This is a genomic window from Cellulomonas sp. Leaf395 (assembly GCF_001424125.1).
Classification (GTDB): domain Bacteria; phylum Actinomycetota; class Actinomycetes; order Actinomycetales; family Cellulomonadaceae; genus Cellulomonas.
On record NZ_LMQI01000003.1, the window covers coordinates 310191 to 324382 of the forward strand.

The 14192-nt window shown below is 73.4% G+C and carries 17 protein-coding genes; 10 read left to right on the top strand and 7 right to left on the bottom strand.

Annotated elements, in window-relative coordinates:
• Positions 1-2: 2 nt before the first annotated feature.
• Positions 3-989 carry an LLM class F420-dependent oxidoreductase gene (locus ASG23_RS09335; RefSeq protein ID WP_056023494.1) on the bottom strand — a complete coding sequence of 329 codons (987 nt, stop codon included), beginning with the start codon at positions 987-989 and terminating at the stop codon, positions 3-5.
• A 107-nt stretch (positions 990-1096) separates the two neighbouring features.
• Here ASG23_RS09335 and ASG23_RS09340 point away from each other — a divergent pair, with 107 nt between their 5' ends.
• From ASG23_RS09340 to ASG23_RS09370, 7 genes are read left to right on the top strand one after another with little or no spacing between them, the layout of a single operon-like run.
• On the top strand, positions 1097-2599 hold the full coding sequence (locus ASG23_RS09340) for a bifunctional ADP-dependent NAD(P)H-hydrate dehydratase/NAD(P)H-hydrate epimerase (RefSeq protein WP_082516026.1): 1503 nt from the start codon (positions 1097-1099) through the stop codon (positions 2597-2599).
• A complete protein-coding gene (locus ASG23_RS09345) occupies positions 2596-3210 on the top strand; it encodes a nucleoside/nucleotide kinase family protein (RefSeq protein ID WP_056023500.1) in 615 nt (204 codons plus the stop codon). The genes ASG23_RS09340 and ASG23_RS09345 overlap by 4 nt, the downstream gene beginning before the upstream one ends.
• A gap of 23 nt (positions 3211-3233) precedes the next feature.
• Positions 3234-4397, top strand: a complete 1164-nt coding sequence (gene alr, locus ASG23_RS09350) for an alanine racemase (RefSeq protein ID WP_056024508.1) — start codon at positions 3234-3236, stop codon at positions 4395-4397.
• Positions 4394-4936: a tRNA (adenosine(37)-N6)-threonylcarbamoyltransferase complex ATPase subunit type 1 TsaE gene (tsaE, locus tag ASG23_RS09355; protein ID WP_056023503.1), complete on the top strand. Its 543-nt coding sequence runs from the start codon at positions 4394-4396 to the stop codon at positions 4934-4936. Before alr ends, tsaE begins: the two co-directional genes overlap by 4 nt.
• Positions 4937-4940: 4 nt before the next feature.
• Complete coding sequence (gene tsaB / locus ASG23_RS09360; protein WP_056024511.1) at positions 4941-5654, top strand: tRNA (adenosine(37)-N6)-threonylcarbamoyltransferase complex dimerization subunit type 1 TsaB; 714 nt, start codon at positions 4941-4943, stop codon at positions 5652-5654.
• The gene (rimI, locus tag ASG23_RS09365; RefSeq protein ID WP_056023505.1) at positions 5651-6124 is read left to right on the top strand and encodes a ribosomal protein S18-alanine N-acetyltransferase; all 474 of its coding nucleotides are present in this window, start codon (positions 5651-5653) and stop codon (positions 6122-6124) included. The genes tsaB and rimI overlap by 4 nt, the downstream gene beginning before the upstream one ends.
• Positions 6121-6957, top strand: a complete 837-nt coding sequence (locus ASG23_RS09370) for a sulfurtransferase (RefSeq protein WP_157465598.1) — start codon at positions 6121-6123, stop codon at positions 6955-6957. Before rimI ends, ASG23_RS09370 begins: the two co-directional genes overlap by 4 nt.
• A 25-nt stretch (positions 6958-6982) precedes the next feature.
• Here ASG23_RS09370 and ASG23_RS09375 read toward each other — a convergent pair whose 3' ends face one another.
• Positions 6983-7624, bottom strand: a complete 642-nt coding sequence (locus tag ASG23_RS09375) for a malonic semialdehyde reductase (protein ID WP_056023508.1) — start codon at positions 7622-7624, stop codon at positions 6983-6985.
• An 86-nt stretch (positions 7625-7710) separates the two neighbouring features.
• Here ASG23_RS09375 and tsaD point away from each other — a divergent pair, with 86 nt between their 5' ends.
• Entirely contained in the window at positions 7711-8751 is a 1041-nt protein-coding gene (gene tsaD / locus ASG23_RS09380) for a tRNA (adenosine(37)-N6)-threonylcarbamoyltransferase complex transferase subunit TsaD (protein WP_056023511.1), read from the top strand.
• Between the two features lie 4 nt (positions 8752-8755).
• Here the strand turns inward: tsaD and ASG23_RS09385 are convergent, their stop codons facing one another.
• The 4 genes from ASG23_RS09385 to ASG23_RS09400 all read right to left on the bottom strand — a co-directional run bounded on the left by ASG23_RS09385 (position 8756) and on the right by ASG23_RS09400 (position 12022).
• Positions 8756-9274 carry a hypothetical protein gene (locus ASG23_RS09385; RefSeq protein ID WP_056023514.1) on the bottom strand — a complete coding sequence of 173 codons (519 nt, stop codon included), beginning with the start codon at positions 9272-9274 and terminating at the stop codon, positions 8756-8758.
• Positions 9271-9618 (bottom strand): PadR family transcriptional regulator, encoded by a 348-nt coding sequence (locus ASG23_RS09390; protein WP_056023517.1) that lies wholly within the window; start codon positions 9616-9618, stop codon positions 9271-9273. The genes ASG23_RS09385 and ASG23_RS09390 overlap by 4 nt, the downstream gene beginning before the upstream one ends.
• 74 nt (positions 9619-9692) lie before the next feature.
• On the bottom strand, positions 9693-10841 hold the full coding sequence (locus ASG23_RS09395; RefSeq protein ID WP_056023522.1) for a glutamate--cysteine ligase: 1149 nt from the start codon (positions 10839-10841) through the stop codon (positions 9693-9695).
• A complete protein-coding gene (locus tag ASG23_RS09400; protein ID WP_056023524.1) occupies positions 10841-12022 on the bottom strand; it encodes a class I SAM-dependent methyltransferase in 1182 nt (393 codons plus the stop codon). Before ASG23_RS09400 ends, ASG23_RS09395 begins: the two co-directional genes overlap by 1 nt.
• Before the next feature lie 204 nt (positions 12023-12226).
• Here ASG23_RS09400 and groES point away from each other — a divergent pair, with 204 nt between their 5' ends.
• Complete coding sequence (gene groES / locus ASG23_RS09405) at positions 12227-12523, top strand: co-chaperone GroES (RefSeq protein WP_056023526.1); 297 nt, start codon at positions 12227-12229, stop codon at positions 12521-12523.
• A gap of 137 nt (positions 12524-12660) precedes the next feature.
• Here groES and ASG23_RS09410 read toward each other — a convergent pair whose 3' ends face one another.
• Positions 12661-12957, bottom strand: a complete 297-nt coding sequence (locus ASG23_RS09410; protein WP_056023530.1) for a WhiB family transcriptional regulator — start codon at positions 12955-12957, stop codon at positions 12661-12663.
• Positions 12958-13208: 251 nt separating this feature from the next.
• Here ASG23_RS09410 and ASG23_RS09415 point away from each other — a divergent pair, with 251 nt between their 5' ends.
• Positions 13209-14126, top strand: coding sequence for a MerR family transcriptional regulator (locus ASG23_RS09415; RefSeq protein WP_056023533.1), 918 nt, complete (start codon positions 13209-13211; stop codon positions 14124-14126).
• Positions 14127-14192: the final 66 nt, after the last annotated feature.

The following is a 14192-nucleotide window of genomic DNA, read 5'->3' on the forward strand; positions in this document are numbered from 1 at the left end:
CGTCAGCGCAGTGCTGGGATGACCTGGCTCTCGAACAGCTCGATGCCGGAGCGGTCGTAGGCCGCCTCCGCGAAGTACGTGATCGCGTAGGTCATGCCGAGCTTCTGCAGCTCCTGCAGTCGCTCGACGATCTGCTCGGGCGTGCCCACCAGGGTGCCGTTGCGGAAGTCCTCCGCGACCTGCGGTGCCTTGTCGGGGATGGTGGTGCTCAGGTGCTCCTCGACCCACGCGATGCGGTCGTCGACCTCAGCTTCCGTGGACCCGATGACGACGTTGTAGTTGGACGACCGCGTGATCTCCTCGAACGGGCGCCCGATGTCCTCGCAGTGCCCGCGCAAGATCGCCGACTTGTGCGTGAACGCGTCGGGGGCGCCCGCGAAGTTGGTGTAAGCGGCGTGCTCGGCCGCGATCCGCAGGGTCTTCTTCTCGCCTCCGCCGGCGATCCACAGCGGCGGTCCGTCCACCTGCAGGGGCAGCGGGGACAGCTGCGCGCCGTCGACCTGGTAGTGCTCGCCGGCCAGGGTCGCGGAGCCGTTGGTCCACATCTGCTTGAAGATCTGCACACCCTCGTCCAGCATCGCGATCCGCTGGCCCGCGGACGGGAAGCCGTAGCCGTACGCACGCCACTCGTGCTCGTACCAGCCGGCGCCGATGCCCATCTCGACGCGGCCGCCCGAGATGATGTCCGCCGTCGTCGCGACCTTGGCCAGGTACGCCGGGTTCCGGTAGGCCATGCAGGTGCACATCTGGCCGAGGCGGACGCGGCTGGTGCTCGCGGCGAACGCGTTGATGAGGCTCCAGGCCTCGTGCGTCGCCTCGCCGTTGGGCTCGGGCGTGGCGTGGAAGTGGTCGTAGACCCAGATCGAGTCGTAGGCGTCGCCCTGGTCGGCGTGGGTGGCGAGGCTGCTCATGGTCTGCCAGTGGTCACGCGGCTCGATGCCGGTGAGGTCCTGCCGCCAGCCCTGGGGGATGAAGAGTCCGAAGCGCATGCGGGGCACGTTACCTGCGCGGGCGCCGGCTCGCGTCCGGTGGTCGAATCGATGCAATCCGACATTCGCGCTCGCGCCCGCGTGCGAATGCGCTCTCACCCGTCAGGATGAGGAACGTGCTGCAGACCTGGACCTCCGCGCAGGTGCGGGCGGCGGAAGAGCCGCTGCTGGCTCTCGGCGTCCCGCTGATGGAACGGGCCGCGTTCGCGCTGCACGTGCGCACGGCCGCGGTGCTGCGCGAGCGGCGCGGCGCGGTCGCCGGTGCGCGGGTGGTCGTCCTCGCGGGACCGGGCAACAACGGCGGCGACGCCCTGTTCGCCGGTGCGCTGCTGGCCCGCCGCGGGGTGGATGTCCACGCCGTGCTGACCGCGTCACGCGTCCACGAGGGTGGGCTGGGCGCGCTGGTGCAGGCCGGGGGTCGGGTGGTGCGGGTCGACGGGCCCGTCGACGACGCTGCCGCGCTCGCGGCCGGCGCGGACCTGGTGCTGGACGGGCTGCTCGGCATCGGCGCGGACGGGTCGGGCGTGCGCGGTGCGGCGGGCGCGCTCGTCGAGGCGCTCCTGGCCCTCCCGGAGGATGGTCGTCCGTACGTCGTCGCGGTCGACGTGCCGTCCGGTCTGGGGGTCGACGACGGACGGCGGGACGGGACCGTGCTCGACGCCGACCTGACGGTGACGTTCGGAGCCCGCAAGCCCGGGCTCCTGCTCCCGCCTGGATCACGCGCGGCCGGTCGCGTCGAGCTCGTCGACCTCGGCCTGGACCTGACCGGCCCACCTGCCGTGGCGCGGCTCGAGCCGGCGGACGTCGCCGACCTGTGGCCGGTGCCCGCCTCCGACGCGCACAAGTACACGCGGGGCGTCGTCGGCGTCGTGGCGGGCTCCCGGGCGTACCAGGGGGCCGCGCTGCTCACGACGAGCGCGGCCGTGCTGACCGGCGTCGGGATGGTCCGGTACCTCGGTGACGTCGCAGACATGGTGGTGGCGGCCCACCCTGAGGTCGTGGTGGGCCACGGGCGTGTCCAGGCCTGGGTGTTCGGACCGGGGGTCTCCCCGGACGACGCCGGGCAGCGGCGGCGCATCGAGTACGCGTTCGAGCACGTGCTGGAGCGTGGCGAGGCAGCCGTCGTCGACGCCGGTGCGCTCGAGCTGCTGCCCGCGCACGTCGGCCCGCACGCGGTGCTCACGCCCCACGCGGGCGAGCTGGCCCGGGTCCTGGTGCAGCGCGGCGAGGACGTCGACCGGGCCGCGGTCGAGGCGCAGCCGCTGCTTTGGGCCCGCCGTGCGCACGAGCTGACCGGCGCGACCGTGCTGCTCAAGGGCCCTGTGACGGTCGTCGCGGGTGCTCAGGGCGCGGCCTACGCGCAGGCCGACGCACCGGCGTGGCTCTCGACCGCCGGGGCGGGTGACGTGCTGGCCGGCCTCTTGGGCGCGCTGCTGGCCGGCCGCATCGACGCGGTCAACGAGGACCCGTCCTTCGCCGCTGCGCTCGCGGCCGCGGCGGCGCTGGTGCACGGGCGCGCGGCTCACCGGGCCAACCCGGGTGGCCCGATCGCGGCGCGCGCGGTCGCGGAGGCGCTGCCGGGCACGATCGCGGAGCTGCTCCGCGCGTGACGCTGACCCCTGACCTCGTCGCACGGGTCGACGCGCTGCTCGCGAGCGGGCCGAGGCGCATCCTGGGCATCGTCGGCGCGCCAGGGGCCGGGAAGTCGACGGTCGCCGCGCAGGTGGTCGCGGCCGTCGGGCCGACCGCGGTCGTCGTGCCGATGGACGGGTTCCACCTCGCGCAGACCGAGCTGGAGCGGATCGGGCGGGCCGACCGCAAGGGCGCGCCCGACACGTTCGACGCCGACGGGTTCGTCGCGCTGCTGACCCGCCTGCGCAGTCCGGCGCGGACGGTCTACGCGCCCGAGTACCGCCGCGACCTGCGCAATCCCGTCGCGGGCGCCATCGCGGTGCCGTCCGAGGTCCGCCTGGTCGTCGTCGAGGGGAACTACCTGCTGCTCGACCAGGACGGCTTCGGTCCGGTGGCCGGCCTGCTGGACGAGTCGTGGTTCCTCGCGCCCGACGACGAGCTGCGGCTGGCCCGGCTGGTCGCCCGGCACGAGGCGTTCGGCAAGTCGAGCGAGGCGGCGCGCGCGTGGTCCCACGGTCCCGACGAACGCAACGCCCGGCGGGTCGCGGCGACGGCCGCCCGCGCGGACGTCGTCGTCCCGGTCGCGTGACGACCGGTGCGAGACTGGGCGCCGTGAGCTCGTACCCCGCACGTGCCGTCGTCGACCTCGCGGCCGTCCGTTCCAACATCCGGTCGCTGGCCGCCCACGCACCGACCGCCCAGGTGATGGCCGTCGTGAAAGCCGACGGCTACGGCCACGGCCTCCTGCCCACCGCAGCCGCCGCCGTCGCCGGGGGTGCGACGTGGCTCGGTGCCGCGCAGGTCGACGAGGCGCTCGCCCTGCGGCGTGGCGGGATCACCGGCGCCCGCGTGCTCACCTGGCTGTTCGCACCCGGCGCGCCGCTGCGCGAGGCCGTCGAGGCCGACGTGGATGTCTCCGTCTCCGCGCGGTGGGCGCTCGACGAGCTCGCCGCAGCCGCCCGCGCGGCCGGTCGTCCCGCTCGCGCGCATCTCAAGGTCGACACCGGGCTCGGCCGCAACGGGCTGACCCCGGCCGACCTCGCCGGGATCCTGCCGGAGGTCCTGCGGCTGCGGGCGGAGGGGGCCGTCGAGGTGGTCGGGCTGTGGAGCCACCTGGCGTTCGCCGACGAGCCCGAGCACCCGACCGTCAAGCACCAGGGCGAGGTGTTCGCGGACGCGCTGCGCACGGTCGAGGGTGCCGGGGTCGGGCTGGAGGTGCGGCACCTGGCCAACTCCGCCGCGACGCTGACCACCCCGGCAGTGCACTACGACCTCGTGCGGCCCGGGATCGCGGTCTACGGCTTGTCGCCCGTCCCGCAGCTGGGCGGGCACGACGACTACGGGCTCGTGCCCGCGATGACGCTGGAGGCCGAGCTGGCGAACGTCAAGGCGGTGCCCGGCGGGCACGGTGTCTCCTACGCGCACCAGTACGTCACCACGCACGACACCGTGCTCGGGTTGGTGCCCTTGGGCTACGCCGACGGGATCCCGCGACACGCGTCGGGCACGCAGGAGCAGCCCGGCGGACCCGTGCGCGTGGGCGGCCGCACGCTCGGCGTGGCCGGTCGCGTCTGCATGGACCAGGTCGTCATCGATCTGGGGCCGGACGCCACCGAGCGGGCGGGAGACCGCGTCGAGCTGTTCGGCACCGGCCGCGACGGCGGACCGACCGCGCAGGACTGGGCGGTCGCCGCCGGCACGATCTCCTACGAGATCGTCACGCGGATCGGTGCCCGGGTGCCTCGCGTGCACGTCGACAGCGAGGAGGTGTCGTGAGCATCACCGCGAGCGTCACGGTGACGCTTCCCGACGCCGACGCCACACGGTCGTACGGCCGCGCGCTCGCAGAGGTCCTGCGGGCGGGCGACCTCGTCGTGCTCACCGGAGACCTGGGCGCGGGCAAGACCACGCTGACGCAGGGCATCGGCGCCGGTCTGCAGGTACGCGGGCAGGTGGCGTCGCCGACGTTCATCATCGCGCGCGAGCACCCGCCCGTCGCGCGCGCCGACGGCACCCGCGGGCCGACGCTCGTGCACGTCGACGCCTACCGGCTGGGCTCGCTCGACGAGGTGGACGCGCTCGACCTCGACGCGAGCCTGGACGAGGCCGTGACCGTGGTCGAGTGGGGCGAGGGGTGGGTCGAGTCGCTCGCGCAGGACCGTCTCGAGGTCACGCTGCAGCGACCTCGCGGGGGAGAGCTGGCCGATGACGACTTGGACGACGCTGCCGCGGGGGAGCGCGTGGTGACCGTGCGGGCCGTCGGTGCACGCTGGGCGGACGTCGCGCTGCCCGACGCCGACCCGGTGGCAGGCTGAGCACGTGCCCGTCCTCGCGCTCGACACGTCCGCCGCCGTCGCGGTGGCCCTCACCGACGACGCCGGGGCCCTGCTGGCCGAGCGCTCGGACCCGCAGCAACGGCACCACGCGGAGCTGCTGACCCCGATGATCGCGGCGGTCCTGGCCGACGCCGGCGTGGACCGGCGTGAGCTGACGTCCGTCGTGGTCGGGACGGGTCCGGCCCCGTTCACCGGGCTGCGGGTCGGGCTCGTCACCGCCCGCACTCTCGCGCTGGCGCTCGGCATCCGGGCACTCGGCGTCCCGAGCCTCGACGCCGTGGCGATGCGGGCGTCCCGCGCCCTGCCGTTCGGCACCGACGTCCTCGTCGCCACGGACGCCCGGCGGCGCGAGGTCTACTGGGCGCTCTACCGACTGGCGGAAGCGGGGCGGATCGAGGTGCTCGCAGGTCCGGAGGTCGGGGCGGCAGCGGACGTGGCCGCCGATCCGCGGACCGCCGGCGCCGTGGCGATCGGACGAGGAGCGCTCTTGTACACCGACGTCCTTGCCCCGCGTAAGGGACCCGGCGTCGATTTCCTGGACCTGGAAGCGACCGGTCTCCTGGACCCGGACCCCGCCGAGCTGGCGCGGCTTGCCCTGGACCGCATCGCGGCCGGTCAGGCGCTCGGCACGGAGCCGCTGTACCTGCGTCGGCCCGACGCGGTGCCGCAGGCAGCGCGCAAGCGCGTGCTCGGATGACCGGTTCCGACGTCGTCGTCCGCGCCCTATGCCCGGCGGACCTGCCCGCTCTGGAACGCATGGAGATCGAGCTCTTCGGTGCGGCCGCCTGGTCACCCGAGAGCCTCGCCGCGGAGATCGGCGGACCAGGGCGCTGGTACGTGGGTGCGGCCGTCGGCGGTGACCTGGTCGGGTACGCGGGCCTGTGGTTCGACGGGTTCGACGCGCAGATCATGACCATCGGCACGGACGAGCGGTTCCAGGGGCGGGGACTCGGCCGGCGGATGCTGGAGAACCTGCTGGACCGCGCCCGCACGCTCGGTGCCGCCGTCGTGCTCCTCGAGGTCCGGGTGGACAACGACCCCGCGATCCATCTCTACGAGAGCGTCGGATTCGAACGGCTCGGCATGCGCCGGGCGTACTACCAACCGGGCAACATCGATGCGTGGACCATGCGGCTGGACCTGCGTGGTGCGGGGGAGCCGGCATGACGAGGGACGCGGTCATCGTGGACGTCGAGCAGCTGCGCGCCGCACTGGAGAGCTCTGAGCCGCCCCTCCTCCTCGACGTGCGCTGGGCGCTCGGGCAGACGGACGGTCACGCCCGCTACCTCGACGCTCACCTGCCCGGCGCCGTGTTCGTGGACCTCGACACCGAGCTCGCCGGGCCGGCCTCCCCGCAGGAGGGCCGCCACCCGCTGCCCGACCTCGCCGCGTTCGAGGCCGCCGCGCGCCGGTGGGGCGTCTCGGGCGAGCGGCCGGTCGTGGCCTACGACGCGGTCGGCGGGACGTCCGCCGCTCGCGTGTGGTGGCTGCTGCGCTGGGCCGGCGTGCGCGAGGTGCGGCTGCTCGACGGCGGGCTCGCGGCGTGGACGGACGCCGGGTTGCCGCTCGAGGCAGGATCCGTGACGCCGGAGCCGGGGGACGTGGTGCTGGTGCCGGGGGCGCTGCCGACGATCGACGCGGACCAGGCGGCAGCCTGGGACGGCTCGCTGCTCGACGCCCGTGCCGCCGAGCGGTACGCCGGTGACGTCGAGCCGGTCGACCCCCGCGCCGGCCACATCCCCGGAGCGCGCTCCGCGCCGACGACGGGGAACAACGATGCGGCCGGCACCTTCTTGTCCGACGCGGCCCTGCGCGAGCGGTTCGCGTCCGTCGAGGGACCGGTCGCGGTGTACTGCGGCTCGGGGGTGACGGCCGCGCACGAGGTCGCCGCGCTGGCGTCGATCGGCATCGACGCGGCGCTGTACCCGGGCTCCTGGTCGCAGTGGTCGAACGATCCCGCGCGCCCGGTGGAGACCGGGAAGGCCGCGACCCCGGTCTAGGGGATCGCGGCCTCCGGAGCCTCGGTCAGATGGTCAGCGACGCCTGCGGGTAGGCGAGGCGCTCGGCGCGAGGACGGTGCGTGCCGGCACCCTCGACGTGGCCGACGTTGACGACGAGGATCGACTTCCAGCCGTTGTCGGCGAAGAACTCCTCGTCGATGCCCTGGGCGTCCATGCCGCCCATCGGCCCGGCGGCCAGGCCCGCGGCACGCAGGCCGACGATCAGGTAGCCGGCCTGGATGAGGGCGTTGGTGCGGGCCATCGACTCGCGCTGCTCGGGCTGGCCCGCGAGTGCGTCGGCGAGCGCCGTCATGTGCGGCGCGAGCGTCGGGATGTGCGTGTGGAAGCCGGTGTCGGCGGCCAGGACCAGCGAGACCGGGGCGGCCAGGACGCGGTCGCGGTTGCCCTCGCTCATGTGGGCGGCGAGGCGCGCACGAGCCTCGGCCGTGCGGACGACGAGGAGGCGCAGCGGGATCGTGTTGAGGGCGGTCGGGCCCCACTTGACCAGGTCGTAGACCGCAGCGATCTGCTCGTCGCTGACCTCGTCGGGGGTGAACGCGGCGGCGGTGCGCGCCTCGCGGAACAGGAGGTCGGCGACGTCGTCGCCGACGGCCAGGCCCGAGGTCGGGAAGTCGAGGCCGTCCAGGACTGTGGTGTCGGTGGTCATGAAATGATTGAAGCATCAATTACCCGCGACTGTTCCGTATGGCGGGGTGGCGGTGGTCACAGCGGCGCCCCACTTATCCTGTGGGCATGGCAGACCCCCTCGTCCTCGGGATCGAGACCTCGTGCGACGAGACCGGTGTCGCCCTCGTGCGCGGCTTCGACCTGTTGGTCGACGCCGTCGCCAGCTCGGTCGACGAGCACGCGCGCTTCGGCGGGATCATCCCGGAGATCGCGTCGCGTGCGCACCTCGAAGCCATGGTGCCGACCATCGAGCGCGCTCTGGCCACCGCCGACGTCTCGCTCGGGGCGGTCGACGCCATCGCGGTCACGGCCGGCCCCGGCCTCGTCGGCCCTCTGACCGTCGGCGCCTCCGCCGCCAAGGCGCTCGCGCTCGCCCTCGACAAGCCGCTGTACGGCGTCAACCACGTCATCGGCCACGCGGTCGTCGACGAGCTGGTCGACGGCGCGTTCCCCGAGCGGGTCATGGCCCTCGTCGTCTCCGGCGGCCACTCGTCCCTGCTGCTGCTCGACGACACCGTGCGCGTGACCGAGCTCGGGTCGACGCTCGACGACGCCGCCGGGGAGGCGTTCGACAAGGTCGGCCGGCTGCTGGGGCTGCCGTACCCGGGCGGGCCGCACATCGACCGGCTGGCGCGCGAGGGCAACCCGGGCGCGATCCGCTTCCCGCGCGGGCTGACCGCCGCGAAGGACCAGGCCGCGCACGCCGCCGACTTCTCGTTCTCCGGGCTCAAGACCGCCGTCGCCCGCTGGGTCGAGGCGCGGCAGGACTCCGGTCAGGAGATGCCGCTGCCCGACGTCGCCGCCTCGTTCGCCGAGGCTGTCGCCGACGTCCTGACGGCCAAGACGATCGCCGCCTGCCGCGCGCACGGCGTCGACACCCTGGTGGTGGGCGGCGGGTTCTCCGCGAACTCCCAGCTGCGGGACATGGCTGCCAAGCGGTGCGCGGAAGCCGGCATCACGCTGCGCATCCCGCCGATCCGCTACTGCACGGACAACGGCGCCATGATCGCGGCGCTCGGATCGGCCGTCGTGCGCCGTGGGCTGCCGCCGTCGTCCCTGGACCTGCCGGTCGACTCGTCGATGCCGCTGACGCACGTGCTGGTCTGACTCGTCAGGCGTGCACGGGTTCGGGCGTGCGTGCCCACACCCGCCAGACGCGGGCGCCGAGCAGGAACGGCACGGTGAACACGCACGCGTAGAACACCAGCACCTGCCAGGTGATCGTCGAGCTGACGGAGATCGCGTCGTCGTCGTTGGTGAACGTGGTGGTCGCACCGAGGAACTCCCGTTCCACCGTCCCGCCGCCGAGCTGTCCGAGCGTGTCGAGCGTGCCGATGGCGTACGCCGCGCCGAGGTACACGACGGCCCCGACCATGAGCGCGCCCCAGACCGCACCAGTGGTCCAGCGCGGGACCGGGCGGCCGAGACCGCTGAGGTAGCCGTGGGCGAGCGCGTGCGGGTGCCCGAGGTCGGCGACGGCCTGTCGCATGCCGACCTCGCCCGCCGTGGCCGTCAGCTCAGTCCGCAGCTCGCGCACGATCGACTTGTACTTCGGGAAGTCCTGCATGGCCCAGCTGAACCGCAGCAGGTACCGCTCGCGGACCAGGGTGTCGCGCAACGAGGTGCTCATGAGGACTCCTTCGTGGTGGCGCGGGCGAGCATGCTCTCGACGGTCGCAGCCAGCTGCTCCCACGCGCGCGCGGTGCTCCAGAGCTGCTGCGCGCCGGTCTCGGTGGGGAGGTAGTACTTGCGGGCGGGTCCCGCGGAGGAGGCGACGAGGCGCGACGAGATCTGCCCGTCACGCTCGAGTCGGTTCAGGACCGGGTAGAGGGTCCCTGCGCTCAGGTCGTCGAGCCCGCCCTCGTGCAGGCGGGTGACCAGCTCGTACCCGTAGGACTCGCGCTCGGTCAGCAGGGCGAGCACGAGCATCGGGAGCACTCCTTTGAGGAGCTGCGGGTCGCGAGGCTCGTCCATGCGTCGAGGTTATGCCCGCTAGTTGGTATTGACAAGTAGCGGGCCACGCAGAAATCGTCGCGGTGCGCGAAGACCTAGAGCGGGCGGCCGGCCTTGAGCTCGGCGACGAGCGACCGGACCACCGCGTCCAGCTCACCCGCATGGCGCCGGGCGACCGCGCGCTGCCGCTGGTACGACGCACCGCGGCGCAGGATCTGCCGCACCTGGTCGAGCTCCGTGGCGCAGCCCAGCCGTTCCGCGACGGGCGCCAGCTCCACCAGCCACCGGCCGACGGAGTCGGTCACCAGCTCCTCGTCACCGGCCGCGTTCGTGATGAGGATCGCGTCCATGCCGTACCGCGCGGAGCGCCACTTGTTCTCCTGCGCGAACCACGTCGGCAGCGTCGGCAGCGTCTCGCCGCGGTCGAGCATCGAGGAGAAGTGCTCGACGAAGCAGTGGGTCAGGGCGGAGATCGCCCCGACCTCGAGCAGGTTCGAGGCGCCGTCGGCGATCCGCATCTCCAGGGTCCCGAACCGCGGCGACGGGCGGACGTCCCAGCGGATCTCGTCGAACTGGTCGATGACGCCCGTGTGCATCATGTCGCCGACGTACTGCTCGAGCTGGGACCAGTCCTCGAAAGCGAAGGGCAGGCCGGCCGTCGGGAGCTGCTGGAAGAGCAGCGCCCGGTTCGAGGCGTAGCCGGTGTCCTTGCCGCCCCAGAACGGGGACGACGCCGACAGGGACAAGATGTGCCCGAAGACCGTGAGCATCGCCCGGGCCAGGGGGAGCACCTTGGCGCGGTCCTCGATGCCGACGTGCACGTGCACCCCGTAGATCAGCATCTGCCGGCCCCACCACTGGGTCCGGTCGATGAGCGTGGCGTACCGCTGCTTGTCGGTGACCTTCTGCTGCGCCCAGTTGGCGAAGGGGTGGGTCGCGCCACCCATGAGCTGGATGCGCAGCGGCGTTGCCACCGACTCGACCTCGTCGAGCGCCCGCTGCAGGTCGGCCGTCGCCTCGGCGATCGTGTGGCACTTGCCCGACCGGATCTCGACGGTGTTGAGCAGCAGCTCCTGGGTGATCAGGGGGTGGTCCCCGCCCGCGGCGGGCCGGACGGCAGCGAGGATCGCCTCGGCAGCCTGCCGCAGGTCCCCGGAGTCGGAGTCGACGAGCGCGACCTCCCACTCGATGCCGACGGAGGACCGCTCCGAGTGCCCGAAGGGGACCGTGACCGGCGCGGCCATCAGACCGGCTCCACCACGAGAACCTGCTGGCTGCCTGCCACGCGGGTGAGGATGATCGTGGCCTTCGTGCTGCCCCGCAGGTCGAGCTGGCGTCGGAGCTGCTCCGGGACGACCGCGGTGCCTCGCTTCTTGATCGTCAGCGTGCCTACGTCACGTCCTCGCAGGTACGTGCGGAGCCTTTTCAGGCCGAACGGCATCGAGTCGAGCACCCGGTAGGCCGTCGCGGTGGGGACCGGCGTGAGGGCGTCGGACGTCACGTACGCGATCGTGGCGTCCAGCAGGCGGCCGTGCACCTGCGCGGCGGTCTCGCCCACCAGGCCGGCCCGGATCACGGCCCCGTCCGGCTCGTACAGGTAGCCACCGAGGGCGCCTGTCGCCGGCCGTTCCTCCGACGTCTGCTGCACGACGTGCGCCTCGCCGTCGCGCAGCACGAGCGCCGAGCGTCCGGGCCCCTCCGGCGCGAGCGGGCCGAACCAAAGGCCGACCTCGACGACATCGCCGCCGACCGAGACCCACTGGGCGTGCGCGTCGCCGGGCAGGGCCGTGTGCGGGATCCCAGGCCCCAGCTTCAGGCCGAGGGCGGGCACCCGGTCGCGCACAGCGAGCACGGCGTCGAGCGACGGCTCGTAGGCGGCGGGGTCGAAGACGCGGCTCCCCGACGACGTCCGGCGGGCCGGGTCCGCGTAGACGCCGTCGATGCCCTCGGCCTCGAGGTCGAGCGCGAGCCCGTCGCCGTGGCGCACCTCGGCGTCGGGGAAGTGCCGCAGGTTCACGGTCGCGATCGCAGCCGTGGCCTCGTCGACGTCGGTCGCGAGCACCCGGAGGCCGATTCCGGCGAAGGCCATCGCGTCCGCCCCGATCCCGCTGGTGAGGTCGGCGACCCGGGTGCTGCCCGCGTCGCGGAAACGGCGGGCGTGGTGCGCCGCGACGCTGAGCCGGGTGGCCTGCTCGAGTCCCGCTGCCGTGAAGAGCATGCCGTCCGCGAACGTCCCGAACTTCCCGGCAGCCTTCGCGCGCAGCCGCGACTGCGTCAGGGCGGCGGCCACCAGGGCCGGGTCGATCCCCTCGTCGCGCATCCGCTCCGACAGGGCGAGGGTGCGGCTCTCGTCGTACGGCGGCAGCGCCGACAGCAGGGCCCAGCCCGCAGGGCTGAGCAGCTGGGCGATGCCGTCACGGTCCATGCCGCGATCCTCGCACGCAGCGACTCGTCCCGACCGCTCGTTGGCACTCGCCTTGACCGAGTGCTAACCGGTTCCTAGAGTGATGGCTGGCACTCTCCCGGTGAGTGTGCCAGCTGCGCTCCAGGCCACGGCACCCGCGACGACGTGGTCTGACAGCGCGCACGAACCTCAGAGAACTACTCACATGCGAAGGGGAGGTCCGCTGTGTCGGTCTCCATCAAGCCCCTCGAGGACCGGATCGTCGTCAAGACGATCGAGGCAGAGGCGACGACCTCGTTCGGTCTCGTCATCCCGGACAGCGCCAAGGAGAAGCCCCAGGAGGGCGAGGTCCAGGCGGTCGGACCCGGCCGTGTCGACGACAACGGCAACCGGATCCCGCTCGACGTCGCCGTCGGCGACAAGGTGATCTACTCCAAGTACGGCGGCACCGAGGTCAAGTACGACGGCGAGGAGTACCTCATCCTCTCGGCGCGCGACATCCTCGCGATCGTCGTCAAGTGAGCTGAGGGGCGCTAGCGCCCCGCTCGACCGGAAGGCCCCCACGGCAGCTGCCGTGGGGGCCTTCCGGGGTCTCGGGCCCGGACAGACCACGGCCCCCTCCCCGATCGTGCCGACGGTGAGGGGGCCGAGAGTGCGGGTCAGCCCGTGCGGACGGCGCGGCCACGCTGCGCGAGGACGGCGGCCCGCTCGTCCTCGGAGAGTCCGCCCCAGACGCCGTACGGCTCGCGGACGGCCAGCGACTGCTGGAGGCACTCCTTGATCACCGGGCAGGTCGCGCAGATGGCCTTGGCGGCCTCGGCGCGGCGGCGGCGAGCGGATCCGCGCTCGCCCTCGGGGTGGAAGAACAGGTCCTGGTCCGCGTCGCGGCAGGCACCGTCGAACTGCCATTCCCACAGGTCCATCACCGGTCCGGGAAGGCGCGAGATCTCGGCCATCAGTTCCTCCTCAGTCGATCCGCCACGGGCCGCGGGAGGCGGCTGTGCCGGGAAGTCGTGAACACGGACGTCCGGTGAGGTCCACCGGTGGATGACGCGTTGGAGAGGACGTTACAACCGCGCCAGAAGTTGTTCAAGACCGTGTCACACGTTCGTGTGATGGCGCGATTGCCAATGTCGCCGCAGGTCGGCGTGTCGGCAGCGACACGCGTACATCGGGCCGAATCGCGCCGGCCTGGCAGAATCGCGCCATGGTGACGCGCGACGACGACGAACCGGCGGCGACGCCGACGCCCGCGCTCGCCGTCGCCGCCGTCGCCCGTCGCCTCGGTGTCGCTCCCGCGACGCTGCGCACCTGGGACCGCAGGTACGGCCTCGGACCGTCCGAGCACTCCGCGGGCGCGCACCGCCGCTACTCGGCCACCGACGTGGAACGGCTGCTGATCATGCGCCGGCTCACGCTCGACGGCGTGGCGCCGTCGGAGTCCGCGCGGATCGCGCTCGCGTCCGACGTCGTCGCCGGACCCGCCGTGAGCACCATGGACGCGGCGCCCACGACGCCGACCGCGGTGGTCGACGCGGCTCTCGCAGGGGACGTGGCGCGGTGCGCCCGTCTGCTCACGCTCGACGAGAGCCCGGACGTCGTGCTCTGGTGGACGAGTCTCGTCGAGCCTGTCCTCGCCGCCCTCGCCCGGCGCACGGTCGTCGATCCGCCCGGGGTCGACGCGACACACGCGGTCCACGCCGGCGTGCTCGCCGCCCTGCGGAGCCGGCCCGTGACCCTCGGTGTCGGACGTCGACCGGTCGTCCTGGTGCTGGTCGCCGCGCGCGAGGCCCGGCCGCTCGTCGCGCACGTCCTCGCCGGCGCGCTGGCGGCGCAGGGCGTCGACGCACGCATCGTCGGAGGGCCCGTGGGCCCGCACCATGCGGTCGAGCTCACCGCCATGACCCGGGCGCGGGCCGTGGTCACGCTCGGGGAGCGCATCGACGCCGACCTGGAGGTGGTGGACCGGCTGGCGAGCGAGCAGCCGGACCTCCCGCAGTTCGTCATGGTGCCCGACCGGGCCGCGGGAGCGGTCCCGCTCGGCCGCTCCGTCCACCGGGCACGGACGTTCACGGGGCTGCTGCACGAGGTGCTCGCCGTGGCGACTGCGAGCGCGGACGGGTGATCTTGCCGGCGAGCGGGGGAGACATACCACTCACGGGGGGCACAGGTGGACGAAGCCCCGCTCGTG

Excerpts from the sequence above, each read along its gene's own strand:
- ASG23_RS09335 (WP_056023494.1), bottom strand. The coding sequence starts at position 989 with ATGCGCTTCGGACTCTTCATCCCCCAGGGCTGGCGGCAGGACCTCACC.
- ASG23_RS09340 (WP_082516026.1), top strand. The coding sequence starts at position 1,097 with ATGAGGAACGTGCTGCAGACCTGGACCTCCGCGCAGGTGCGGGCGGCG.
- rimI (WP_056023505.1), top strand. The coding sequence starts at position 5,651 with ATGACCGGTTCCGACGTCGTCGTCCGCGCCCTATGCCCGGCGGACCTG.
- ASG23_RS09370 (WP_157465598.1), top strand. The coding sequence starts at position 6,121 with ATGACGAGGGACGCGGTCATCGTGGACGTCGAGCAGCTGCGCGCCGCA.
- ASG23_RS09375 (WP_056023508.1), bottom strand. The coding sequence starts at position 7,624 with ATGACCACCGACACCACAGTCCTGGACGGCCTCGACTTCCCGACCTCG.
- tsaD (WP_056023511.1), top strand. The coding sequence starts at position 7,711 with ATGGCAGACCCCCTCGTCCTCGGGATCGAGACCTCGTGCGACGAGACC.
- ASG23_RS09385 (WP_056023514.1), bottom strand. The coding sequence starts at position 9,274 with ATGAGCACCTCGTTGCGCGACACCCTGGTCCGCGAGCGGTACCTGCTG.
- ASG23_RS09390 (WP_056023517.1), bottom strand. The coding sequence starts at position 9,618 with ATGGACGAGCCTCGCGACCCGCAGCTCCTCAAAGGAGTGCTCCCGATG.
- ASG23_RS09395 (WP_056023522.1), bottom strand. The coding sequence starts at position 10,841 with ATGGCCGCGCCGGTCACGGTCCCCTTCGGGCACTCGGAGCGGTCCTCC.
- ASG23_RS09400 (WP_056023524.1), bottom strand. The coding sequence starts at position 12,022 with ATGGACCGTGACGGCATCGCCCAGCTGCTCAGCCCTGCGGGCTGGGCC.
- ASG23_RS09410 (WP_056023530.1), bottom strand. The coding sequence starts at position 12,957 with ATGGCCGAGATCTCGCGCCTTCCCGGACCGGTGATGGACCTGTGGGAA.
- ASG23_RS09415 (WP_056023533.1), top strand. The coding sequence starts at position 13,209 with ATGGTGACGCGCGACGACGACGAACCGGCGGCGACGCCGACGCCCGCG.